The organism is Corynebacterium sp. 20-84 (assembly GCF_053479455.1).
This window is the reverse complement of the sequence record NZ_JBRBCB010000014.1, coordinates 1-19270: the sequence shown is the minus strand read 5'-3', so window position 1 is coordinate 19270 and position 19270 is coordinate 1. Positions and strand designations below refer to the sequence as shown.

The window sequence follows — 19270 nt, the reverse complement described above, 5'->3', positions numbered from 1 at the left end:
AGGAGCACACACCATGGATCTCGAGCAGCTGCTCTACCAGTTCTACGACGACGACAAGATCGATCTGCCGCCGGAACTGTCCCTGTTCCAGCTGTGCGAGATGCTCTACCAGGGCAGCGCCGAGATGGGCACCGGCGAGGTGCACCAGCTGCGCTACTGGGACTTCTCTTCAGACCGCGACGGCGTGGCCGTGGACTACACGCGCGACGAGGTGATCACCCGTATCAAGGCGGTGGCGGCGCGCCTGCAGCAGACCGGGCAGCCGGGCGACCGCGTGGCCATCATGGCGGCGAATTCGCCGGAGTACATTTTCGCTTTCATGGGCGCGATCTACGCTGGCCAGGTGCCGGTGCCGCTGTACGACCCGAATGAGCCGGGCCACGGCGAGCAGCTCACCGCGGTGCTCGCGGATTCGAAGGCGGCGGCGGTGCTGACCAATAATGCCGGTGCCAAGGCGACTCGCACATTCTTCGCAGAGGTCCCACGCTCGGAGCGCCCGCGCATCCTCGTCGTCGATGCGCTGCCGGATTCGCTGGCTGAGTCCTGGACCGCGCCGGATGAACCCGTCGACGGCGACGCCGTCGACGAGGTCGCGTTCCTGCAGTACACCTCCGGTTCGACGCGTCTGCCGGCGGGCGTGGTGCTCACCCACCGCGCGATTCTGACCAACGTGCTGCAGATTTACGACGCGGTAGAGCTAAAGATGCCGCTGCGCCTGTCCACGTGGCTGCCGCTGCACCACGACATGGGCATTATCCTCACTGTCTTCGTCACGATCATGGGCATCGAATTCGAGCTCATGGGTCCGCGCGATTTCATTCAGCAGCCGAAGCGCTGGGTCGACCAGATCACCAAACGCGAGCAAGACGAAGAGGACGAGACCTTCATCTACACCGTCGTGCCTAACTTCGCGCTCGACCTCGCCGCACGCTACGCGGCACCGGAAAACCCGGGCGATTACGACCTCTCCGGGCTCGACGGCCTGCTCGTCGGTTCCGAGCCGGTGACGAAGGCAGCGGTGGAGAGCTTCGTGGACGCGTTCCGCGATTCCAAGCTGGACCCGCAGGTCATCCGCCCGTCCTACGGCCTGGCGGAGGCGACGCTGATTGTCTCCACGCCGCAGACCGAGGAGCGTCCGCTGTTCAAGAGCTTCGACCGCGAGGAGATCGGCGCAGGCCGCATCGTCGAAACAGAAGACGGCATCCCGTTCGCCTCTAACGGCCAGCCGGTGCCGGACATGCGTTATGCCATCGTCGACCCCGAGACCCACGAGGAGGTCGAGGAGGGAGCGATCGGCGAGCTCTGGCTGCACGGCGACAACGTCGCAGCCGGCTACGAGGGACGCGAAGACGACACCAAGCAGACCTTCGGCAACACCTTGCGCGGCGAGGAGGGATGGTTGGCCACGGGCGACCTCGTTGCCTTCTACCAGGGCCATCTCTATATCACCGGTCGTATCAAGGACTTGGTCGTCATTGCGGGCCGCAACCACTACCCGCAGGACATCGAAGCCACTGTCATGGAGGCATCCGACCACGTGCGTCCCGATTCGGTGGCGGCGTTCGCGGTGCCGGGAGAGGACGTCGAAAAGCTTGTTCTGCTCGTTGAGCGCGTCGAGGGTGCCGACGAGGCCGCCGACGCCCTTGCCGAGGACGCGATCCGCGGCGCGGTGACGAATAAGCACGGCATCAGCCCGGACGTCGTCCGTTTCTACGCGCCGAACGAGATCGCGCGTTCCAGCTCTGGCAAGATTGCTCGCGTGGTCAATCGCGGGAAGTTCCTGCAAGAAAACTAACGCGTTAACGCGTCGACCGCGGTGCCCGATAGATAGGCAGTAGGAATCAATCGATCGAGAAAAGGACGTAGGGCTAAAGCATGACCGAAAGTGAGCTCACCACCTGGTTGCAGTCGTGGATCGCGGATGCGACGGGGGCTGACACGGTCGATCCGTCCGTCCCGCTCGATAACCTCGGACTTTCTTCGCGCGATGTTGTCGTGCTCTCCGGCGAGCTCGAGCGCCTGCTGGACATCAAGCTCGATCCGACGGTCGCGTACCAGTACCCGACGGTGGAAGCGCTCGCGCACGGTCTGCTTTCGCCGACGGCAGGCACCGCGCAGAGCTTATCGACGTTTGGTTCTGCCTCCCCCGCCCGACGCAGCGCAGGTGTGGGCTCTGGCGATATCGCCATCGTCGGCCGCGCCGGGCGTTTCCCGGGGGCGGCGAATGTCGATGAATTCTGGGACATGCTCGTTGCTGGCCAGTCCGTCACCGGCCCGCTGCCGGAAGGCCGCTGGAGCGAGTACTCGCAGGACCCGGTGATGTCGGCGAAGATGCGCGAGCAGAATGTCCAGGGCGGCTACCTGGACGATATCCGCAGCTTCGACAATGAATTCTTCGGCCTGTCTCCGCTCGAGGCGGAGAATATGGACCCGCAGCAGCGCATCATGCTGGAGCTGGCATGGGAGGCGCTCGAAGACGCGCACATTCCCGCGAATGAGCTGCGCGGCGAGTCCGTCGGCGTCTTCGTCGGCTCGTCCTCGAATGACTACGGCATGCTCATCACTTCGGACCCGGCATCTGCGCACCCGTACGCGCTGACCGGAACGTCGAGCGCGGTGATTCCGAACCGGATCTCGTACGCCTTCGACTTCCGCGGCCCGTCGATGAATGTGGATACGGCGTGCTCCTCGTCGCTGGTCTCGGTGCACCACGCGGTGCGCGCCCTGCGCGGCGGTGAAGCTGATCTGGCGCTGGCAGGCGGCGTGAATATTCTCGCCTCCCCGTTCATCTCCACGGCATTCGCCGAGCTCGGCGTGATCAGCCCGACAGGCAAGATCAGCGCGTTCTCCGATGACGCCGACGGCTTCGTCCGCGCGGAGGCAGCTGGCTTCATCGTGCTCAAGCGCGTCGAGGACGCCATTGCCGACGGCGACGAGGTGCTCGCCGTGATCAAGGGCTCGGCCACCAATTCCGACGGCCACTCCAACGGCCTGACCGCCCCGAACCCGGAGGCGCAGGTGGACGTGCTGCGCCGCGCGTACGCTGATGCCGGCATCGACCCCGCCACGGTGGACCTGGTCGAAGCCCACGGCACGGGCACTGCGCTCGGCGACCCGATCGAGGCGACCGCCCTGGGCCAGGTGCTCGGCGTGAATCGTGCGGATGCGGACCCGCTGCTGCTCGGCTCGGCGAAGTCCAATATCGGCCACTCCGAGTCCGCCGCCGGTGTCGTGGCCATGATCAAGGTGCTCGAAGCTTTCACTCGCGGCACTGTCCCGCCGACGGCGAATTTCACCGAAGGCAATAAGTTCATCGATTTCGACGCGACGAAGATCGAGGTCGTGGAAGACCCGCGCGAGTGGCCGGAATACTCCGGTCGACGCGTCGCCGGTGTCTCCGGTTTCGGCTTTGGTGGCACGAACGCGCACGTCGTGGTCAGTGATTTCAAAGCCTCCGACTACGAGGTGCCCGAGCGTGAACCGGCCGCCGGACTCATCGACCCGACGGACCCGGATTTGGTCTTGCTACCGGTCTCTGGTCTGCTGCCTTCGCGCCGCCGGGAACTGGCCAGCACCATTGCCGAGTCGCTCAACGACAAGACGGACCTGCGGGCTGTCGCGCGCACGCTCGCTGCGCGCAACCACGGCCGTTCCCGCGCGGTCGTCGCTGCATCCTCCGTCGACGAGGCGCGCAAGCGTCTGGGGTATGTCGCTGAAGGAAAGGTGACGCAGGGAGTCGCGTCGGCGGATTCGCCGTCGACGTCTGGTCCTGTGTTCGTGTATTCCGGTTTCGGCTCCCAGCACCGCAAGATGGTCAAGCCGTTAGTGGAGCTTTCCCCGGCATTCCGCGCGCGGATGCAGGAGTTGGACAAGGTCGTCGACTTCGAATCAGGCTGGTCCATGCTGGACATCATTCTCGACGACGAGCAGACCTACGACACCGAGACCGGCCAGGTCACCGTCACCGCGATCCAGATCGCGCTGACTGATCTGCTGGCCAGCTACGGCATCACCCCGGCCGCCACGATGGGCATGTCCATGGGCGAGATCGCCGCCGCGTACGCCGCCGGCGGCATCAGCGCCGAGGATGCGATGCTCATCGCCTGCACCCGCGCACGACTGATGGGTGAGGGCGAGAAGACCGTCGAAGGCACCGACCAAGAAGGCGCGATGGCCGTGGTGGAGCTGTCGCGGGAGGAGCTGGAGGCCTTCGTCGATAAGCATCCTGAGGCTGCTGGCGTCGAACCTGCTGTGTACGCGGGCCCGGGCATGACCACGGTGGGCGGCCCCGGAAAGGCCGTGGACTACCTGGTCGCGGCGCTCGAGGAAGAGAGCAAATTCGCGCGCAAGCTGAATGTGCGCGGCGCGGGCCACACGAGCATGCTCGACCCGATTTTGGGTGAGCTCGCTGGCGACATTGCTGACATTGAGGCGAAACCGCTGCGCATTCCGCACTTCGGTTCCGTCGACGGCACGCACCGTGCGGGTGAGACGATTCACGACGTCGATTACTGGATCCGCATGACGCGCCAGCCGGTGCTCTTCCAGGATGCGACGGAGGCTGCGCTCGCCGCTGGCCATACCACGCTGGTGGAGATCTCCCCGAACCCGGTGGCGATCATGGGCATGATGAATACCGCATTCACCGTGGGCAAGCCCGATGCGCAGCTGTTGTTCGCCTTGAAGCGCAAGGAGAACGAGGTGGCCACGCTGCTGGACCTCGCCGCGAAGCTGTACGTTGCCGGCATGCCTGTCGATTTCGCGGCGCTGGCCGGCGACGGTGCGCGCGCAGATGTCCCGCACACGCCGCTGCACCGCAACGACCTGTGGACCTCGGCGCGCCCGAGCTCGTCTGGCTCCGGCCCGCTTGGCCCGAAGGTCACGCTGCCGGACGGCACGATCGTCTACGCAGCGCCCGCCGACCAGATCTTCTCCGCGATGCAGGTCGTGGAACTCGCTGCCGCTGAGGTGGATGCTGGTGCCCGCGTCGTTGCCGCTGAGGAGCGTGCGCCGCTGCCTGCCGCCGGCGAGCTGACCACCATGGTCCGCCGCGGTCTCGGTGGCCTGACCATCAGCGTCTACAACGGTGCGATCCTCGTCGCCGAGGGCTTCGCATCCACGCTGGACCTGGGCCAGACGACGCTTCCAGGCGTGACCGATGCGCCGCAGCCCACGCCGGAGGTGAAGGCCGCCCGCGAGCAGCTGATCCGCGGTGCCACCGATGATGTCGACGTGGTCCGCTGGGACCCGGCCACAGAGACCGTCGAGGAGCGCCTGCGCTCCATCGTCTCCGAGTCCATGGGCTACGACGTCGATGATCTGCCCGATGAGCTACCCCTGATCGACCTGGGCCTTGACTCCCTGATGGGCATGCGCATCAAAAACCGGGTGGAAAATGACTTCCAGATCCCGTCGCTGCAGGTCCAAGCGCTGCGCGACGCCTCCGTCGCCGATGTGATCGCGATGGTCGAAGAAGCCGTTGCCGGGCAGTCCGACGTGCCGCAGCCGATGGCGGAGAATGACCCGAACCGCGATCCCGCCCAGGCAGTGGAGCAGGCGAAGGAAGCAGGCGCGCCCGCGGGCACCGGCGTCGGCGTCGCACCGCGCGACGCATCTGAGCGCATGGTCTTCGGCGCCTGGGCTAAGCACGCAGGCAAAGCTGCCGCGGGCGTGACCTCGCAGCTGCCGGAGATTGATCGCGAGCAGGCCGAGAAGATCGCCGCGCACCTGACAGAGCGCTCCGGCATCGAGGTCAGCGCCGACGACGTGCTGGCCGCCGATACCCTCGAGCCACTGGCCAACACCGTGCGCGAAGGTCTGGAAAGCCCGGTCGAGGGCAATATCCGCGTTCTGCGCGAGCGCACTGACGAGACGACACCGTCAGTGTTCGTCTTCCACCCGGCTGGCGGATCCAGCGTGGTCTACCAGCCGCTGACCCGCCGCTTGCCCGACAACGTGCCGGTCTACGGTATCGAGCGTCTTGAGGGCACCTTGGAAGATCGCGCCGCGGCTTATATCGCGGATATCGAGCGCCTTGCCAACGGCCAGCCGATCGTGCTCGCCGGGTGGTCCTTCGGTGGCGCGCTGGCCTACGAGGTCGCGCACCAGCTGCAGAGCCGCAAGGGAACCGACGCTGAAATCCCGGTGAAATTCATCGCCCTGCTGGACACCACCCAGCCGTCGAACCCGACCCCGGACACCCCTGAGGAGACGCGCAAGCGCTGGGAGCGCTACGCCGCATTCGCGAAAGACACCTACGGCCTCGACTTCGAGGTGCCGTACGAGCTGCTCGAGACCGCGGGCGAGGACGCGATGCTGCAGATGCTCGCCGACTTCCTCGCCACCACCGATGCTTCCGAGCACGGCCTCGCCGCGGGCGTGCTGGAGCACCAGCGCGCATCGTTCGTGGACAACCAGATCCTGGCCAAGGTGGACATGCAACGCTGGGCTGAAGTGGACCTTCCGGTTCTGCTCTTCCGCGCCGAGCGCATGCACGACGGGGCGATCATGCTTGAGCCCGCCTACGCCGAGATCGACCCGGACGGCGGCTGGGGCGCTATCGTTGAGGACCTGACCATTGTGCAGCTGCCGGGCGACCACCTGGCGGTTGTGGACGAGCCCGCGGTGGGGATCGTGGGCAAGCACATCGCCGAGTGGATCGCTGAGGTGAACTAGAACAATGACGATGACGACCGAAGAGAAACTCGCCGACCTACGCGACCGCCTCGAACGCGCGCAGGATCCTGGCTCCGAGCGCGCACGCAAGCGCCGCGACGACGCCGGGCAGACCACGCCGCGTCAGCGCATCAATGCGCTTCTCGACGAAGGGTCGTTCGTCGAAACCGGCGCCCTTGCCCGCACGCCCGGTGATGACGACGCGGTCTATTCCGACGGTGTGGTGACGGGCTATGGGCGTATCGACGGCCGCCCCGTCGCCATCTACGCCCACGACAAGACCGTCTACGGCGGTTCCGTCGGCGTGACCTTCGGCCGCAAGGTCGTCGACGTGATGGAGCTGGCTATCAAAGTCGGCTGCCCCGTCATCGGTATCCAGGATTCCGGCGGCGCACGCATCCAGGACGCGGTGACCTCGCTGGCGATGTACTCGGAGATCGCCCGACGCCAGCTGCCCCTGTCGGGCCGTTCGCCGCAGATCTCCATCATGCTGGGCAAGTCCGCCGGCGGCGCCGTGTACGCTCCGGTGACCACCGACTTCATCGTCGCGGTCGAGGGCCAGGCGGAAATGTACGTCACCGGTCCCGCCGTCATCCGCGAGGTCACCGGCGAGGATGTCTCCTCCGCGGAGCTCGGCGGCGCGATGCAGCAGGAGCAGAACGGCAACGTCTCCGTCACCGTGCCGAGCGAAGAGGAAGCGTTCGACTTTGTTCGTGACCTGCTTGGCCACCTGCCCACCAGTGCGTTCGACGAGCCGCCTGTGGCGTGGGCGCCCGCCGACGAGGACTTGGACGATTCCGCCCTCGACGAGTTCATGCCGGACGACACCAACGCCGGATACGACATGATGGACCTTTTGGTCCAGCTCGGCGACGACGAGGAAATCCTCGAGATCCAGGAGAATTACGCCCCGAATCTCATCTGCGCCATTGGGCGTATCGACGGCCGCCCCGTCGGCTTCGTCGCCAACAACCCCATGCACTTCGCCGGCTGCATTGACGCCGATGCCGCCGATAAGGGCGCCCGGTTCATCCAGATCTGCGACGCCTACAACCTGCCCCTCATCTTCGTCGTGGACACCCCGGGCTACCTGCCCGGTGTGGACCAGGAGAAGGTCGGTCTGATTCACCGCGGTGCGAAGCTCGCGTTCTCGGTGGTGCAGTCCACCGTGCCGAAAATCTCGCTCATCGTCCGCAAGGCCTACGGCGGTGCGTACGCCGTGATGGGCTCGAAGAACCTCTCAGGTGACCTGAACTTCGCGTGGCCGACCGCGCAGATCGCCGTGATGGGCTCTGCCGCTGCTGCGGTCATGATCCAGGGCAAGCAGCTCGCCGCCATCGAAGATGAGGCGCAGCGCAATGCCATGAAGAAGATGTTCATGGACTTCTACGAGGAGAATATGACCTCCCCGTACGTCGCCACCGAGCGCGGCTACCTCGATGCCATGATTCAGCCGTCGGAGACCCGCCGCACTCTGCGCCGTGCACTACGCCAGCTGTCCACCAAGTACGACGCTGACCTACCGAAGAAGCACAATATTCACCCGCTGTAATCCTGTCCGTAACGATTGTGTAACGTGCCTGAGGATCGTCACGATAAGCCCTACAGAAAGTTGAACGATCTCCAATAGGTAATGACAGGAGGAAACATGCTCAGCAGCGCACTCGATCTCGGTTCCGAGCTCATCAACTACCTCGTGTGGGCATTCCGCGCGATCTCCAGCGGCCGTCTGCCGTTCTAAGAGCGTCGAGCGCTCACACGGAAACGGTCGCTCGATGCGGCCGTTTTGTATACACTCGGGCGTGCATACAGGGAGGTCACAATGACGGAAGCACCAGCTGCCCGGTCGGTGGAGACTTCAGTATTCATGTCCGGCAACACCCAGGCTGTCCGAATCCCGAAAGACTTCCGGCTCGATTCGGACACAGTCTGGATCAAGAGGATCGGCGAAAAGCTCTACATAACGCCGGAACCGCTTTCAGCCATGGACGTCATCAACGCCATTAATGCTGAACTGCCGGAGGGCTGGCCCGAAGGGCTTGAGGAGCCCGAGGATTTGCCTTTAGACGACGTTGATTCCTGGGGCGATTCGTGACCTATCTCTTGGATGCCAATGTTTGGATCGATGCTCTACGGGGTAGCGATCCAACTGTCATCCGAAGAATGAACAACGTCATTGCAGATGATGTGCGACTCTCGTCCATCGTTCTCGGTGAGCTTCGGCTCGGCGTGAAAAAGCGGGGATCCGCTAAGCAATACCGTCAAGTCGAAGTCTTGGCTGGAAGCTATGAACTCGTAGGTGTTGGCGATCCAGTGGCCGAATACTACGCCGACATTCGGTTCGAACTCGAATCGATTGGCCAGCCCATTGGCTCCAATGACCTCTGGATCGCTGCACAGGCTCTAGCGAACGATCTAGTTTTGGTGACCGCTAATGACGGGGAGTTCTCTAGAGTCCCCTCGCTCAAGCTTGAGAACTGGCGCCTCTGAGACAACCGCTTATAGCTAACGCTTGATCAGGCGCGCGATCCCGCGCCACCCCAACATCAGCAGCGCCGACATCACGCTGGCCACGACAATGAAGGACCAGTGCGGCAGCTGCTGATTTCTTATGCCCCAGATGATCAGGCCAGTAGCGACGGTGATCAGCCAGACGAGCGCGCCGCCCGCCTTGCCTTCGCCTTTGCGCGTGAGGGTGACGATCACCCAGGCCAGCGCAACGCCCACCAAGAACGGCCACAGGGTGGACAGCCAGCCGGTGAAGTTCAGCGGCATTTCGTCGGTCTGGTGCGCGATGCGTGCCAGCAGTGCGAAGACGGCGATGGCGAGAGTGTCCAGGGCAATAGCGACGGGCGTGGAAATCTTCATGCTGCCCATGCTAGACCGCACTACTCCGGTCGCCCGAGCATAAACCCTTTTCCGGCGTAGGCGAATAGGTAGATGATCCAGCCGATCGCTGTGATGAGGGCGAAGGAGATGATGCGGTAGATGAGGGTGGCGGCGGTGGCGTCGACAAGCGTCAAGCCCGAAGCGACCAACGACGCTGTGGCGATGGGTTCGACGGTGCCGATGCCGCCCGGCGTCACCTGGGCGGCGCCAGCGAGCTTGGTCATGATGAAGGCGAGGGCGACACCTTGAATGGTCGTCTCGTTCAGGCCGGCGTCGAGGCCGGGCAGGGCACCGGTGACGGCGGTGACGGAGAAGTAGAAGGTGGCGACGTCGATCAGCCGGTTCAACAGCGAGAACACGGCGGCCGCGACAAATGCGCCCGGTGACATGCGGATGGCGGCGAGCTGGTCGACGACATCGACGACCTTCACGCGCACGCGCTGCGGCAGGTAGCGCACCCAACGACGAAGCACATCCGGGTTATAAATCGCCCAGAACACACCCGCGATGGCGGCGACGGCAACGGCGAGGGACCCGATGAGCGCCCACACGGACAGGCGCGCACCGAAGAAAATCACCGCGGCGATGCCGATGACTACCAGCCATACCGTCGACAGTGCGCCCGAAATCACGAAGAACCAGCCGCACAGGCCCACCGACGCGCCCCAGGAGCGGTGCACCCGGAACGTCAGCCATGCGGAGATCGCCGGGCCGCCCGGAATGGTGGTGGACCAGGCGTTGCTGGCGAGAGTGATGGCGGTCGTGTTGCCCATGTTCACGCGCACGCCCTCGGCGGTCAGCAGGATGCGCATGACTGCCGCCATCGCCAAGATGGACAGCACCGCGCACACCACCGCCGCCGCGACGGGTGCAGGCGAGGAATGGCGCAGCGCTGTGAATGCCTCACCGAGAAACGGCAGCTGGTCGCGGAAGACCACGCCGATAATGACCAGCACCATCACGGGTGCCAGCCAACGGATCCACGCGCGGGCGTCGGTCATGTCCGCGGCACCTAACTGTTCAGCCGACGCATCAGCTCATCGAACGGGATGAGCTGCGTGTCCTGGTCCACGCTCACACCCGAGCGGGCGTGCTGGTTGGCCGGGACGGTTCCCGCGACGGGGATCTCGCCGGTGCGGGGGTGGAGAGGGGAGTCGTCGATAAGCTCTCGCTTTGTGGCGTCGCCGCCCTCACCGAACGATTCCGCGGTGCGCTTGATCCAGCGCGGCGCCCACCAATTGTCCTCGCGCAGCTCGTGCATGATCGCGGGGACAAGGAGCAGGCGGATCAGCGTCGCGTCGAGCGCGAGCGAAATGATGAGGCCGTAGGAGATGTACTTCATCATCACGATCTCGCTCAGCGCGAATGCCGCGGCGACGACGATCATGATCAGCGCGGCGGCCGTGATGATCGAGCCCGTGTGCGCCGTGCCGTACTTGATCGCCTGGTCCGTGTCTGCGCCCTTGTTGCGCGCTTCCACCATGCGGGAGACCAAGAAGACCTCGTAATCCGTGGACAGGCCGTACAAAATCGCGATGATCAGCACGAGTACCGGACTCATGAGCGGGCCCGGGGTGAAGCCGAGCACGCCCGCGCCCAGCCCGTCGACGAAGACGAGCGTGAGGAAGCCGAGGGTGGCGCCGATGCCGAGAATATTCATGATCACGGCCTTCACCGGCAGGATCATCGAGCCGAACAGCACCGCCATCAGCAAGAATGTGGCCAGCACCATGTACACAGCCATCCACGGGAGGCGCTCCAGCAACGCTTCGATGGACTCGACCTCCATCGCCGGGGTGCCGCCGACATGGAGTTTCACACCGTCCGGCGCCTCAATCGCGCGCAATTGCTTGACGACGTCCGCCCCACCGTTCCGGTCCGCCAGCGTTCCCGCCAGGACGAATGTTCCATCCGGTGTGGACTTGGTCTTCTCCATCGGGGAGGCCAGGCCGGTGATGCCGCGGGTCTGCCAGACGATGTCGACGAACTGGTCGTTGTCGGCTCCTTCCACCACGAGCTTGACCGGGTCGGTGCGGTAGGCGGGGAATGTCTCGTTGAACTCGTCCTGCGCCTGGCGCACCTGGTTGGCCGGCGGGAGGTAGGACTCGTTGATGCCGCCGAAGGTGATGCCCACGATTGGCAGCGTGAGCAGCAACAGCGCGCCGGCGACACCGACGATGACCGGCTTCGAATGGCGCATCGCCCATGCCGGGATCTTGTACCAGACGGTGTCCTCGATACGGCGTGCCTTCCGGCTGGCGCGGCGCACCGAGAATTTGTCGATATTGCGCCCCAGCATGCTAAACAGCGCCGGCAGCACCGCCACCGAGATGATCGCGGCGAGCACGACCGCACTGATCGCGCCGTAGGCGACCGATTTGAGGAAGGCCTGCGGGAACATCAGCAGGCCCGACAGGGCCACGCCGATCATGAGCGCGGAGAAGAACACCGTCTTGCCGGCCGTCGTGGTGGTTTCCGCCACCGCGTCTCGGATCTCCTCCGGCGAATCCCCGCGCTGGTCCAGCTCTTCGCGGAAACGGGAGACCATGAACAGGCCGTAGTCGATAGCCAGGCCCAGCCCCAGCAGCGTGATCACGGATTGGGAGAAGACGTTGACCTGCTGCACCTGCGCCAAAAGCGACAGGACGGACAGCGAGCCGAGGATCGACAGGATGCCCACCACCAGCGGCATCGCAGCGGCGACGACGCTGCCGAAGACGAAAAGCAGGATGACAGCCACGAAAATCAGGCCGATTTTCTCCGCGCGTGCGATGTCATCGGCCATGCCAGAATCCAGCGCGCCTGCGATCGCAGTGGCGCCGGCGACCTGGACCTCTGCGCCTGCAGGAAGCTCGATGTCATAAAGAGCGTCCTCGATGGCGCGGTAGTCCTTCAGCGTCTGCTCGCCGTCGCCTTTGAGGCCGATCGCGGCGAAGGCCTTCGTCCCGTCAGCCGAGCGGAGCTGCGGATTCGGCTTTTCGAAGTAGCTGGTGATGTGGTCGATCTGCTCCGGGTACTGCTCCTTGAGAGCACTGATCTGCCGGTTCGCCTCGGCCATCACGGTCTGGTCATTGATATTGCCACTGACCAGCAGGATCACGTCGCCGTTATTGTCGCGTCCGAAGACTTCTTCTTCCACCTTGGCAGCAGTGGTGGAAGCGGCACCCGGGTCCTCCCAGCCTTCCTGGGAGAGCCGGTCACCCAATTTGGAGCCCCACAACACCTGCATCAGCAGAATGATCGCGATGACCACCACCGGAATGATCCGGCGGTGGCGGTAAGCAAACTGGCCCCACTTATAGAACACGGGCCCTCCTTGTCTTCTCGGCTGTCGGGCTAGCTCTTATTCAGCAGCGCAGACAGCGGGCGGAAGGGCTGCAGCCACGCGCCCTTCTCCGGCAGCTTGTCCAGGTTGACGCGCGGCAGCGGCTCGCGGAACACCCCGGGAATGTCCTCCAAGTCTACGAATGAAATGGTCTGCGAGGTCACTGCCCAGCTGGCGTGTTCGTGGAATCCGAGGACGGTGACGGGCAGGCCGTCGTCGGCAAGCTCGCAGAGGAGCTCCTGGAAATTCTGCCCGTCCGCGGACGCGACGACGATGCCGCACAAAACGCCTTCCGCTTGACGACGGCGGATGTGCTCCACCATATCCTCGTCCACATCCGAGTCCTCGTCCGTCTTCGGCTTAGCGAAGACCGCGAAACCCACATTCCGCAGTGCCTCCACCCACGGGCGGACCGCATCGGCGCTGCCTGGCGTGACATTGGTGAACACGGTCGCCTCCGGCTCGACCTTGTTGCCGGTCTCGGTGCTGAGCTCGACGGCGCGCATGGCCAGCCAGCGGCCGATCGCGTCGAAACGCGGGCGGTACGCCGCAGTCGGGCGCCCACCGAGGATCGCGCCGAGCCCCATGTCTAAATTCGGTGCGTCCCACACGAGCAGCAGATTGTCGGGCCCAGCCTCAGCCTCGGCGGTGTAGGGGTGCGTGGCAACGTGCAGATCGGTCATTTTTTCACCCACAGGTACTCGCGGATCACGTGTTCTTTATCCAGGCCCTTGCCCTCGAATTTCGTGATCACTTGTCGGTCGGTCAGGATCGGTGCCTCGTCCCACGGCCAGCCCTTGTACTCCAGCAGCGGTTCCACCTCGACCAGCTCGTCGATCCACTCCGCGTAATCGGCGTGGTCGGTGGCCACGTGCAGCACACCGCCCTGCTTGAGGCGGGTGGCGATGAGGTTGAGCGTGCCCGACTGGATGATGCGGCGCTTGTGGTGTCGCGCCTTCGGCCACGGGTCCGGGAAGAAGATGCGCACGGCGTCGAGCGATTCCGGCGCGATCACGCGGGCCAGGACTTCGACGCCGTCACCGCGCACCATGCGCACGTTTTCAATGCCGCCGCGCACGACCGACCCCAGCAGCTTGGCCAGACCCGGTTTGTACAGCTCCACGGCGATGATATTGGTGTCAGCCTCCAGCGGCGCCATCGCCGCCGTCGACGTTCCCGTGCCCGAGCCGATCTCCACGATCGTCGGGTGGCCGGTGCGGCCGAACCACTCGTCGTAGTCAATCCACTGTTCGTCGTCTGAGTGTGCGAGGACAGTGCCGAGGCGGGGCCAATTTTCGTCGAAAAGCGCCTGCTGATTGTCCGTCAACGTGCCGCGGCGGAACGTGACCGACCCCAGGCGCGGGTAATCCAAGCCTGTGTCGAATTCGGTTTGCGGCGGGCGGCCGGCCGGAAGCTCGCCGAGAGCGTCCCTGCCCTCTCCGCTTTCTCTGCTTTCGTGGCTGCGATCGTTTTCTTTCACGATCATATTGTCCACCAGCTCACCTCGTTACGCGTGATGCCCCCCGCATAGGGGAAGAAAAAGGACTTCCGTATTCCTGCGCGGGGGCCTGTTCGCACAACCCCCGCCAGTGCTCGGGCATGTGCGAGTAAGGGCAGCTTAATCGCGGGATCGTGCATGAATAGTGGGGGACTACCCACACCCTTTTGGGGGTAGCTCTTTTGTAGTTTCAGTGCGCTTAAATGGGCGGTTAACAAGTTAGGGCGAGAAACGGGGGTACTCCGATACGCTGAATAAAGCAACCGCCGAAGAATAGAGGAGTAGGAATGACCGCTGCAGTGAAGGGGCTTTCGGGCCAAGCGCCCACCGAGAATGAGCAGTTGATCGAGTGGATCAACGAAGCAGTCGAACTGTTTCAGCCAGATCAGGTGGTTTTCGCTGACGGTTCTCAGGAGGAATGGGACCGTCTCGCTGCCGAGCTCGTGGAAAAGGGCACGCTGATCAAGCTCAACGAGGAAAAGCGTCCGAACAGCTTCCTTGCCCGCTCCCACCCGTCCGACGTGGCGCGCGTGGAGTCCCGCACCTTCATCGCATCTGAGACCGCCGACGGCGCCGGCCCCACCAATAACTGGGTCGCCCCGGACGAGCTCAAGGCTGAGATGACCGAGCACTTCCGCGGCGCCATGAAGGGCCGCACCATGTACGTTGTGCCGTTCTGCATGGGCCCGATCTCCGACCCGGACCCGAAGCTGGGCGTGCAGCTCACTGACTCCGCTTACGTGGTCATGTCCATGCGGATCATGACCCGCATGGGCCAGGAAGCTCTGGACAAGATCGGCAAGGACGGCGACTTCGTGCACTGCCTCCACTCCGTCGGCGCTCCGCTCGAGGAGGGCCAGGAGGATGTGGCATGGCCGTGCAATGACACCAAGTACATCTCCCAGTTCCCGGAGACCAAGGAGATCTGGTCCTACGGTTCCGGCTACGGCGGCAACGCCATCTTGGCGAAGAAGTGCTACGCCCTGCGCATCGCTTCCGCCATGGCGAAGGAAGAGGGCTGGATGGCTGAGCACATGCTCATCCTCAAGCTCATCGACCCCGAGGGTAAGGCCTACCACGTCACCGGCGCGTTCCCGTCCGCCTGCGGCAAGACCAACCTGGCCATGATCAATCCGACCATCCCGGGTTGGAAGGCCGAGGTCGTCGGTGACGACATCGCATGGCTCAAGCTTGCCGACGATGGTCTTTACGCCGTCAACCCCGAAAACGGCTTCTTCGGCGTTGCCCCGGGCACCAACTACGCGTCCAACCCGAACGCCATGCGTTCGATGGAGCCGGGCAACACCCTGTTCACCAATGTCGCGCTCACCGATGACGGCGATGTCTGGTGGGAGGACATGGACGGCGAGACACCGGAGCACCTCATCGACTGGCAGGGCAACGACTGGACGCCGGAGTCCACCACCCCGGCCGCTCACCCGAATTCCCGTTACTGCGTGCCGATCACCCAGTGCCCGTCCGCTGCCGACGAATTCGACGACTGGCGTGGCGTGAAGGTCGACGCGATCCTCTTCGGTGGCCGTCGCCCGAGCACCATCCCGCTGGTCACCCAGGCCCGCGACTGGAACCACGGCACCATGATCGGCTCCCTGCTCGCATCCGGCCAGACCGCAGCCTCCCTGGAGGCCAAGGTCGGTTCCCTGCGCCACGACCCGATGGCGATGCTGCCGTTCATCGGCTACAACGTGGGCGATTACTTCCAGAACTGGATCGACCGCGGCAACGAGGGCGGCGACCGCATGCCGTCGATCTTCCTGGTCAACTGGTTCCGCCGTGGCGACGACGGCCGCTTCCTGTGGCCGGGCTTCGGCGAGAACTCCCGCGTGCTCAAGTGGATCGTCGACCGCATCGAGGGCCGCGTCGAGGCTGACGAGACCGTCGCCGGCAACGTCGCCCGCGCCGAGGACCTCGACCTGTCCGGTCTGGACACCCCGGTCGAGGACGTTCGCGAAGCACTCGCCGTCAACCCCGAGGAATTCGCCGCGGACTTCGAGGAAGGCAAGGAGTACCTGGGCACCCTCGGCGACCGCGTTCCGAAGGAGATCTTCGACGAGCTGGAGAAGTCCCGCTCGATGATCTAAGCCCTAAGGACCAGCACCAGGTTCGACACCGCGAACTCCCGCAGCACCGGCACCGAGGTGAGCCACCAGGCCCAGCTCGGGTGGTAGCGGGGGAACGCGGTGATTTTTTCTGCCCCGCTCGTCGCAGCCCAGTCCAGCCCCCATTTCGCGGAGACCGCGAAGAGCGATTTGCCCCACACATTCTTCGGTGGGCGCCCGTGGATGCGCTCGTAGCGTCGCCGCGCGAAATCGCCGCCCACATAGTGCGGCCACAGCCCGGTCTCGTGCCCACCGAACGGTCCGAGCCACACGGTGTAACTCACCACGACGAGCCCGCCGGGCTTTGTCACCCGCACCATCTCGTCGCACATCGCCGCAGGATCCGGCACATGCTCGACCACATTCGACGAGTACGTCACGTCGAACACGTCGTCCGCGAATGGCAGCGCCGCACCGTCGCCGCGCACCGCGCCGTAGCCGCTCAAACCAGCCGCCGACATTTCGTTTATCGACGGCTCCAGCCCCACATACCAGCTATCCCCAAAAGCCTCCGCGAAGTAGCCTGGCCCACCACCGACGTCTAAGACCCGCTGACCGTCCAATCCCCGGCCCAGCACATCCTGGCTGAGCGCCTCGAGCAACTCCGCCGTGTCCTGCGCCAACGCACCGTAAAACAGATCCGGCCGGGTCTGCTCATGCCGGAATGCGCGCAGCAGCCTGACTGAGCGCTTCAACGTCGCCACGCTGCGGGTGCGTTTCGTGCGAATCTCCATTTCAGTGACACTAACACTGTTCCCAACCTCCGCTAAGCTGTTACCTTGGCAGCATGACCAGCACGCACGCGAACCGCGGGCGGGTTCACCCCGAGGATGGGCCCCGCCATATTTCCGTGCGCGAGTTGCAAGTCGAAATCGACAACCTGCATCGTGAGCTCGCCGCAGGCGCCTCGTTCGTTCTCACGGATCGCGGTCTCCCGGTCGGAAGAATCACCGCTTTGAATGAGCCCAGGGTTGTTCCCGCACGCAACCCCGGAAGGTGGGAAGAGCTCGATATTGAGCCACCTCGAAGCGGCCCCAGCGTCATGGAGATTCTCGATGAACTGAGGGATCTGCAGGATTGCTAAAGGGCCCTTTTCTTCGATCGTTGGATGCGATCCATATTCAAACCGCGCTAACGATCGGCGCGGGTGGTGTTCTCACGTACGACAAGCGGATGGCCGAAGCCGCTGAGTACTTCGGCATGGAGGTTCACTCACCCGCGTAAGATCAGCCGGGATGAAGATCCTCTTGCTGTGCTGGCGCGACACCACCCACCCCCAAGGCGGTGGCAGCGAACGCTACCTAGAGCGCGTCGGCGCGTACTTGGCCAGTCAGGGGCACGAGGTGATTTACCGCAGCGCCAGCCACACGGACGCGCCGCACCGGTCGCTTCGCGACGGCATCCGTTTCCAACGCTTCGGCGGCAAATACACCGTCTATCTGCGTGCTCCTTTCGCGGTGTGGGGGAGTGGGGCGGACGTGGTCGTCGATACGCAAAATGGCATTCCGTTCTTCGCGCGGCTGTTCACGCGCAAACCCGTCGTGCTGCTCACCCACCATTGCCACAAGGAGCAATGGCCCGTCGCTGGTCCCGTGATCGGGCGATTGGGCTGGTTCCTCGAGTCGAAACTGGCGCCCTGGGTGTACCGCGGTGCGCAATACGTGACTGTGTCGGAAGCGTCGCGTGCGGACCTGGTCGCGCTCGGCGTGAACCGCGACGACATCGCCATCATTGAAAACGGCGTCGACCCCGTTCCCGCCGACCTTCCTGCTTTGCAGCCCGACGGCAAAACGCACCTCGTCGTGCTGTCGCGCCTCGTGCCGCACAAGCGCATCGAGCAGGCCATCGACACTGTCCGCGACCTGCCCAGCGTCGTACTCGACATCGTCGGATCCGGATGGTGGGAAGACCAGCTACGCACGTATGCCGCCGACCTCGGCGACCGCGTGATCTTCCACGGCCACGTCGGCGACGACCTCAAACACGCCCTGCTTGCCCGATCCGACCTGCACCTCATGCCGTCCGCGAAGGAAGGGTGGGGCATCGCCGTTGTCGAGGCCGGCCAGCACGGCGTGCCTACCGTGGGCTACCGCGAGGCTGGTGGCCTGCGCGATTCCATCGTCGATGGCGAGACCGGCATCCTCGTCGACAACGAAGCCGAATTCCGCGCCGCCGTCCGCACCCTCGTCGCGGACACTGCCCGCCGCGCATCGCTTGGCGACGCCGCCCGTTCCCGCGCCGCTCACTACTCCTGGCCGGAAACCGGCCGGAAATTCGCCTCCCTGCTTCGCCGAGTCGTCGGCCAGCCAGGATGTTAACCCCAAAACTTAGTTTCCCCAGGTAGGCAAAATTGGCTCTCAAACCGCGACCTGGGGTAACTAAGTTTTAGGGTTCACATCTGCGGCCATCGCCGGTGATCGGCGACGCAAGCACGGCGCGAACGCGAAAATCGGCAGCAGAAACCACAACACCAGCAGCGCGATGCCGGTGCGGGGCAGAGCGCGTGCGCGGTAGCCGGTGTCCTCGACCGTGCCGTCGGGGTGCACGATGAGCGCGACCTGCGGGTCCGAATAATAAAGCTGCACCGAAAAGTCCGTGTCGGAGGGGAGCTCCGGGCGGGGCGTCGTGCCGAAGATGTCAGTCGCGGCACGCCAGCGTGGGGACGGCTCGTCCACGCGGACACCGTCGACGATGAGTTCGCCGGATTCGACGACATTCATCGCCTTGGTGGCGGGGTCGACGATGGGGGCGCCGTCGGAGGGG

At 64.5% G+C, this 19270-nt stretch carries 14 protein-coding genes and 1 pseudogene; 8 read left to right on the top strand and 7 right to left on the bottom strand.

The genetic code is table 11. From position 1 onward, the window contains the following. The first annotated feature begins 13 nt into the window (after positions 1-13). From ACUY2Y_RS10535 to ACUY2Y_RS10515, 5 genes are all read left to right on the top strand, one after another. Positions 14-1795 carry a FadD32-like long-chain-fatty-acid--AMP ligase gene (locus ACUY2Y_RS10535; RefSeq protein ID WP_448326319.1) on the top strand — a complete coding sequence of 594 codons (1782 nt, stop codon included), beginning with the start codon at positions 14-16 and terminating at the stop codon, positions 1793-1795. 80 nt (positions 1796-1875) lie between these two features. After that, positions 1876-6675 (top strand): polyketide synthase Pks13, encoded by a 4800-nt coding sequence (pks13, locus tag ACUY2Y_RS10530; RefSeq protein ID WP_448326317.1) that lies wholly within the window; start codon positions 1876-1878, stop codon positions 6673-6675. Positions 6676-6685: 10 nt separating this feature from the next. Further along, positions 6686-8227, top strand: a complete 1542-nt coding sequence (locus tag ACUY2Y_RS10525) for an acyl-CoA carboxylase subunit beta (protein ID WP_448326395.1) — start codon at positions 6686-6688, stop codon at positions 8225-8227. Between the two features lie 270 nt (positions 8228-8497). Continuing rightward, a complete protein-coding gene (locus ACUY2Y_RS10520; RefSeq protein ID WP_448326315.1) occupies positions 8498-8770 on the top strand; it encodes an antitoxin in 273 nt (90 codons plus the stop codon). Further along, positions 8767-9165 carry a PIN domain-containing protein gene (locus tag ACUY2Y_RS10515; RefSeq protein ID WP_448326313.1) on the top strand — a complete coding sequence of 133 codons (399 nt, stop codon included), beginning with the start codon at positions 8767-8769 and terminating at the stop codon, positions 9163-9165. The genes ACUY2Y_RS10520 and ACUY2Y_RS10515 overlap by 4 nt, the downstream gene beginning before the upstream one ends. Before the next feature lie 15 nt (positions 9166-9180). On the opposite strand, the gene ACUY2Y_RS10510 is transcribed toward ACUY2Y_RS10515, so the two are convergent. Genes ACUY2Y_RS10510 through trmB form a run of 5 tightly spaced genes read right to left on the bottom strand, consistent with a single transcriptional unit; the run spans position 9181 to position 14375 of the window. After that, positions 9181-9543 carry a DUF3054 domain-containing protein gene (locus tag ACUY2Y_RS10510; protein WP_210574543.1) on the bottom strand — a complete coding sequence of 121 codons (363 nt, stop codon included), beginning with the start codon at positions 9541-9543 and terminating at the stop codon, positions 9181-9183. A 20-nt stretch (positions 9544-9563) separates the two neighbouring features. After that, positions 9564-10565 carry a lysylphosphatidylglycerol synthase transmembrane domain-containing protein gene (locus ACUY2Y_RS10505; RefSeq protein ID WP_448326311.1) on the bottom strand — a complete coding sequence of 334 codons (1002 nt, stop codon included), beginning with the start codon at positions 10563-10565 and terminating at the stop codon, positions 9564-9566. Positions 10566-10576: 11 nt separating this feature from the next. Beyond that, positions 10577-12871: an MMPL family transporter gene (locus tag ACUY2Y_RS10500; protein WP_448326309.1), complete on the bottom strand. Its 2295-nt coding sequence runs from the start codon at positions 12869-12871 to the stop codon at positions 10577-10579. Positions 12872-12900: 29 nt separating this feature from the next. After that, complete coding sequence (locus ACUY2Y_RS10495) at positions 12901-13572, bottom strand: NYN domain-containing protein (protein ID WP_448326307.1); 672 nt, start codon at positions 13570-13572, stop codon at positions 12901-12903. Further along, complete coding sequence (gene trmB / locus ACUY2Y_RS10490) at positions 13569-14375, bottom strand: tRNA (guanosine(46)-N7)-methyltransferase TrmB (RefSeq protein ID WP_448326393.1); 807 nt, start codon at positions 14373-14375, stop codon at positions 13569-13571. Before trmB ends, ACUY2Y_RS10495 begins: the two co-directional genes overlap by 4 nt. Positions 14376-14674: 299 nt before the next feature. Here trmB and ACUY2Y_RS10485 point away from each other — a divergent pair, with 299 nt between their 5' ends. Further along, entirely contained in the window at positions 14675-16489 is a 1815-nt protein-coding gene (locus ACUY2Y_RS10485; RefSeq protein ID WP_448326305.1) for a phosphoenolpyruvate carboxykinase (GTP), read from the top strand. Here ACUY2Y_RS10485 and ACUY2Y_RS10480 read toward each other — a convergent pair. Then, on the bottom strand, positions 16486-17241 hold the full coding sequence (locus ACUY2Y_RS10480) for a methyltransferase domain-containing protein (RefSeq protein ID WP_448326303.1): 756 nt from the start codon (positions 17239-17241) through the stop codon (positions 16486-16488). The genes ACUY2Y_RS10485 and ACUY2Y_RS10480 overlap by 4 nt on opposite strands. A 53-nt stretch (positions 17242-17294) precedes the next feature. Here ACUY2Y_RS10480 and ACUY2Y_RS10475 point away from each other — a divergent pair, with 53 nt between their 5' ends. Both ACUY2Y_RS10475 and ACUY2Y_RS10470 read left to right on the top strand, forming a co-directional pair. Continuing rightward, a complete protein-coding gene (locus ACUY2Y_RS10475) occupies positions 17295-17591 on the top strand; it encodes a hypothetical protein (protein ID WP_448326302.1) in 297 nt (98 codons plus the stop codon). 151 nt (positions 17592-17742) lie between these two features. Beyond that, complete coding sequence (locus tag ACUY2Y_RS10470) at positions 17743-18825, top strand: glycosyltransferase family 4 protein (protein ID WP_448326300.1); 1083 nt, start codon at positions 17743-17745, stop codon at positions 18823-18825. Positions 18826-18885: 60 nt separating this feature from the next. Here ACUY2Y_RS10470 and ACUY2Y_RS10465 read toward each other — a convergent pair. Beyond that, positions 18886-19270 (bottom strand): annotated as a pseudogene (locus ACUY2Y_RS10465) (hypothetical protein); the annotation flags it as partial.

What these genes read in the sequence shown, in the direction of transcription:
- ACUY2Y_RS10475 (WP_448326302.1), top strand. Translation starts at nt 17,295, where the DNA reads ATGACCAGCACGCACGCGAACCGCGGGCGGGTTCACCCCGAGGATGGG.
- ACUY2Y_RS10470 (WP_448326300.1), top strand. Translation starts at nt 17,743, where the DNA reads ATGAAGATCCTCTTGCTGTGCTGGCGCGACACCACCCACCCCCAAGGC.
- ACUY2Y_RS10495 (WP_448326307.1), bottom strand. Translation starts at nt 13,572, where the DNA reads ATGACCGATCTGCACGTTGCCACGCACCCCTACACCGCCGAGGCTGAG.
- ACUY2Y_RS10535 (WP_448326319.1), top strand. Translation starts at nt 14, where the DNA reads ATGGATCTCGAGCAGCTGCTCTACCAGTTCTACGACGACGACAAGATC.
- ACUY2Y_RS10485 (WP_448326305.1), top strand. Translation starts at nt 14,675, where the DNA reads ATGACCGCTGCAGTGAAGGGGCTTTCGGGCCAAGCGCCCACCGAGAAT.
- ACUY2Y_RS10520 (WP_448326315.1), top strand. Translation starts at nt 8,498, where the DNA reads ATGACGGAAGCACCAGCTGCCCGGTCGGTGGAGACTTCAGTATTCATG.
- ACUY2Y_RS10480 (WP_448326303.1), bottom strand. Translation starts at nt 17,241, where the DNA reads ATGGAGATTCGCACGAAACGCACCCGCAGCGTGGCGACGTTGAAGCGC.
- ACUY2Y_RS10505 (WP_448326311.1), bottom strand. Translation starts at nt 10,565, where the DNA reads ATGACCGACGCCCGCGCGTGGATCCGTTGGCTGGCACCCGTGATGGTG.
- ACUY2Y_RS10510 (WP_210574543.1), bottom strand. Translation starts at nt 9,543, where the DNA reads ATGAAGATTTCCACGCCCGTCGCTATTGCCCTGGACACTCTCGCCATC.
- trmB (WP_448326393.1), bottom strand. Translation starts at nt 14,375, where the DNA reads ATGATCGTGAAAGAAAACGATCGCAGCCACGAAAGCAGAGAAAGCGGA.
- ACUY2Y_RS10525 (WP_448326395.1), top strand. Translation starts at nt 6,686, where the DNA reads ATGACGACCGAAGAGAAACTCGCCGACCTACGCGACCGCCTCGAACGC.
- pks13 (WP_448326317.1), top strand. Translation starts at nt 1,876, where the DNA reads ATGACCGAAAGTGAGCTCACCACCTGGTTGCAGTCGTGGATCGCGGAT.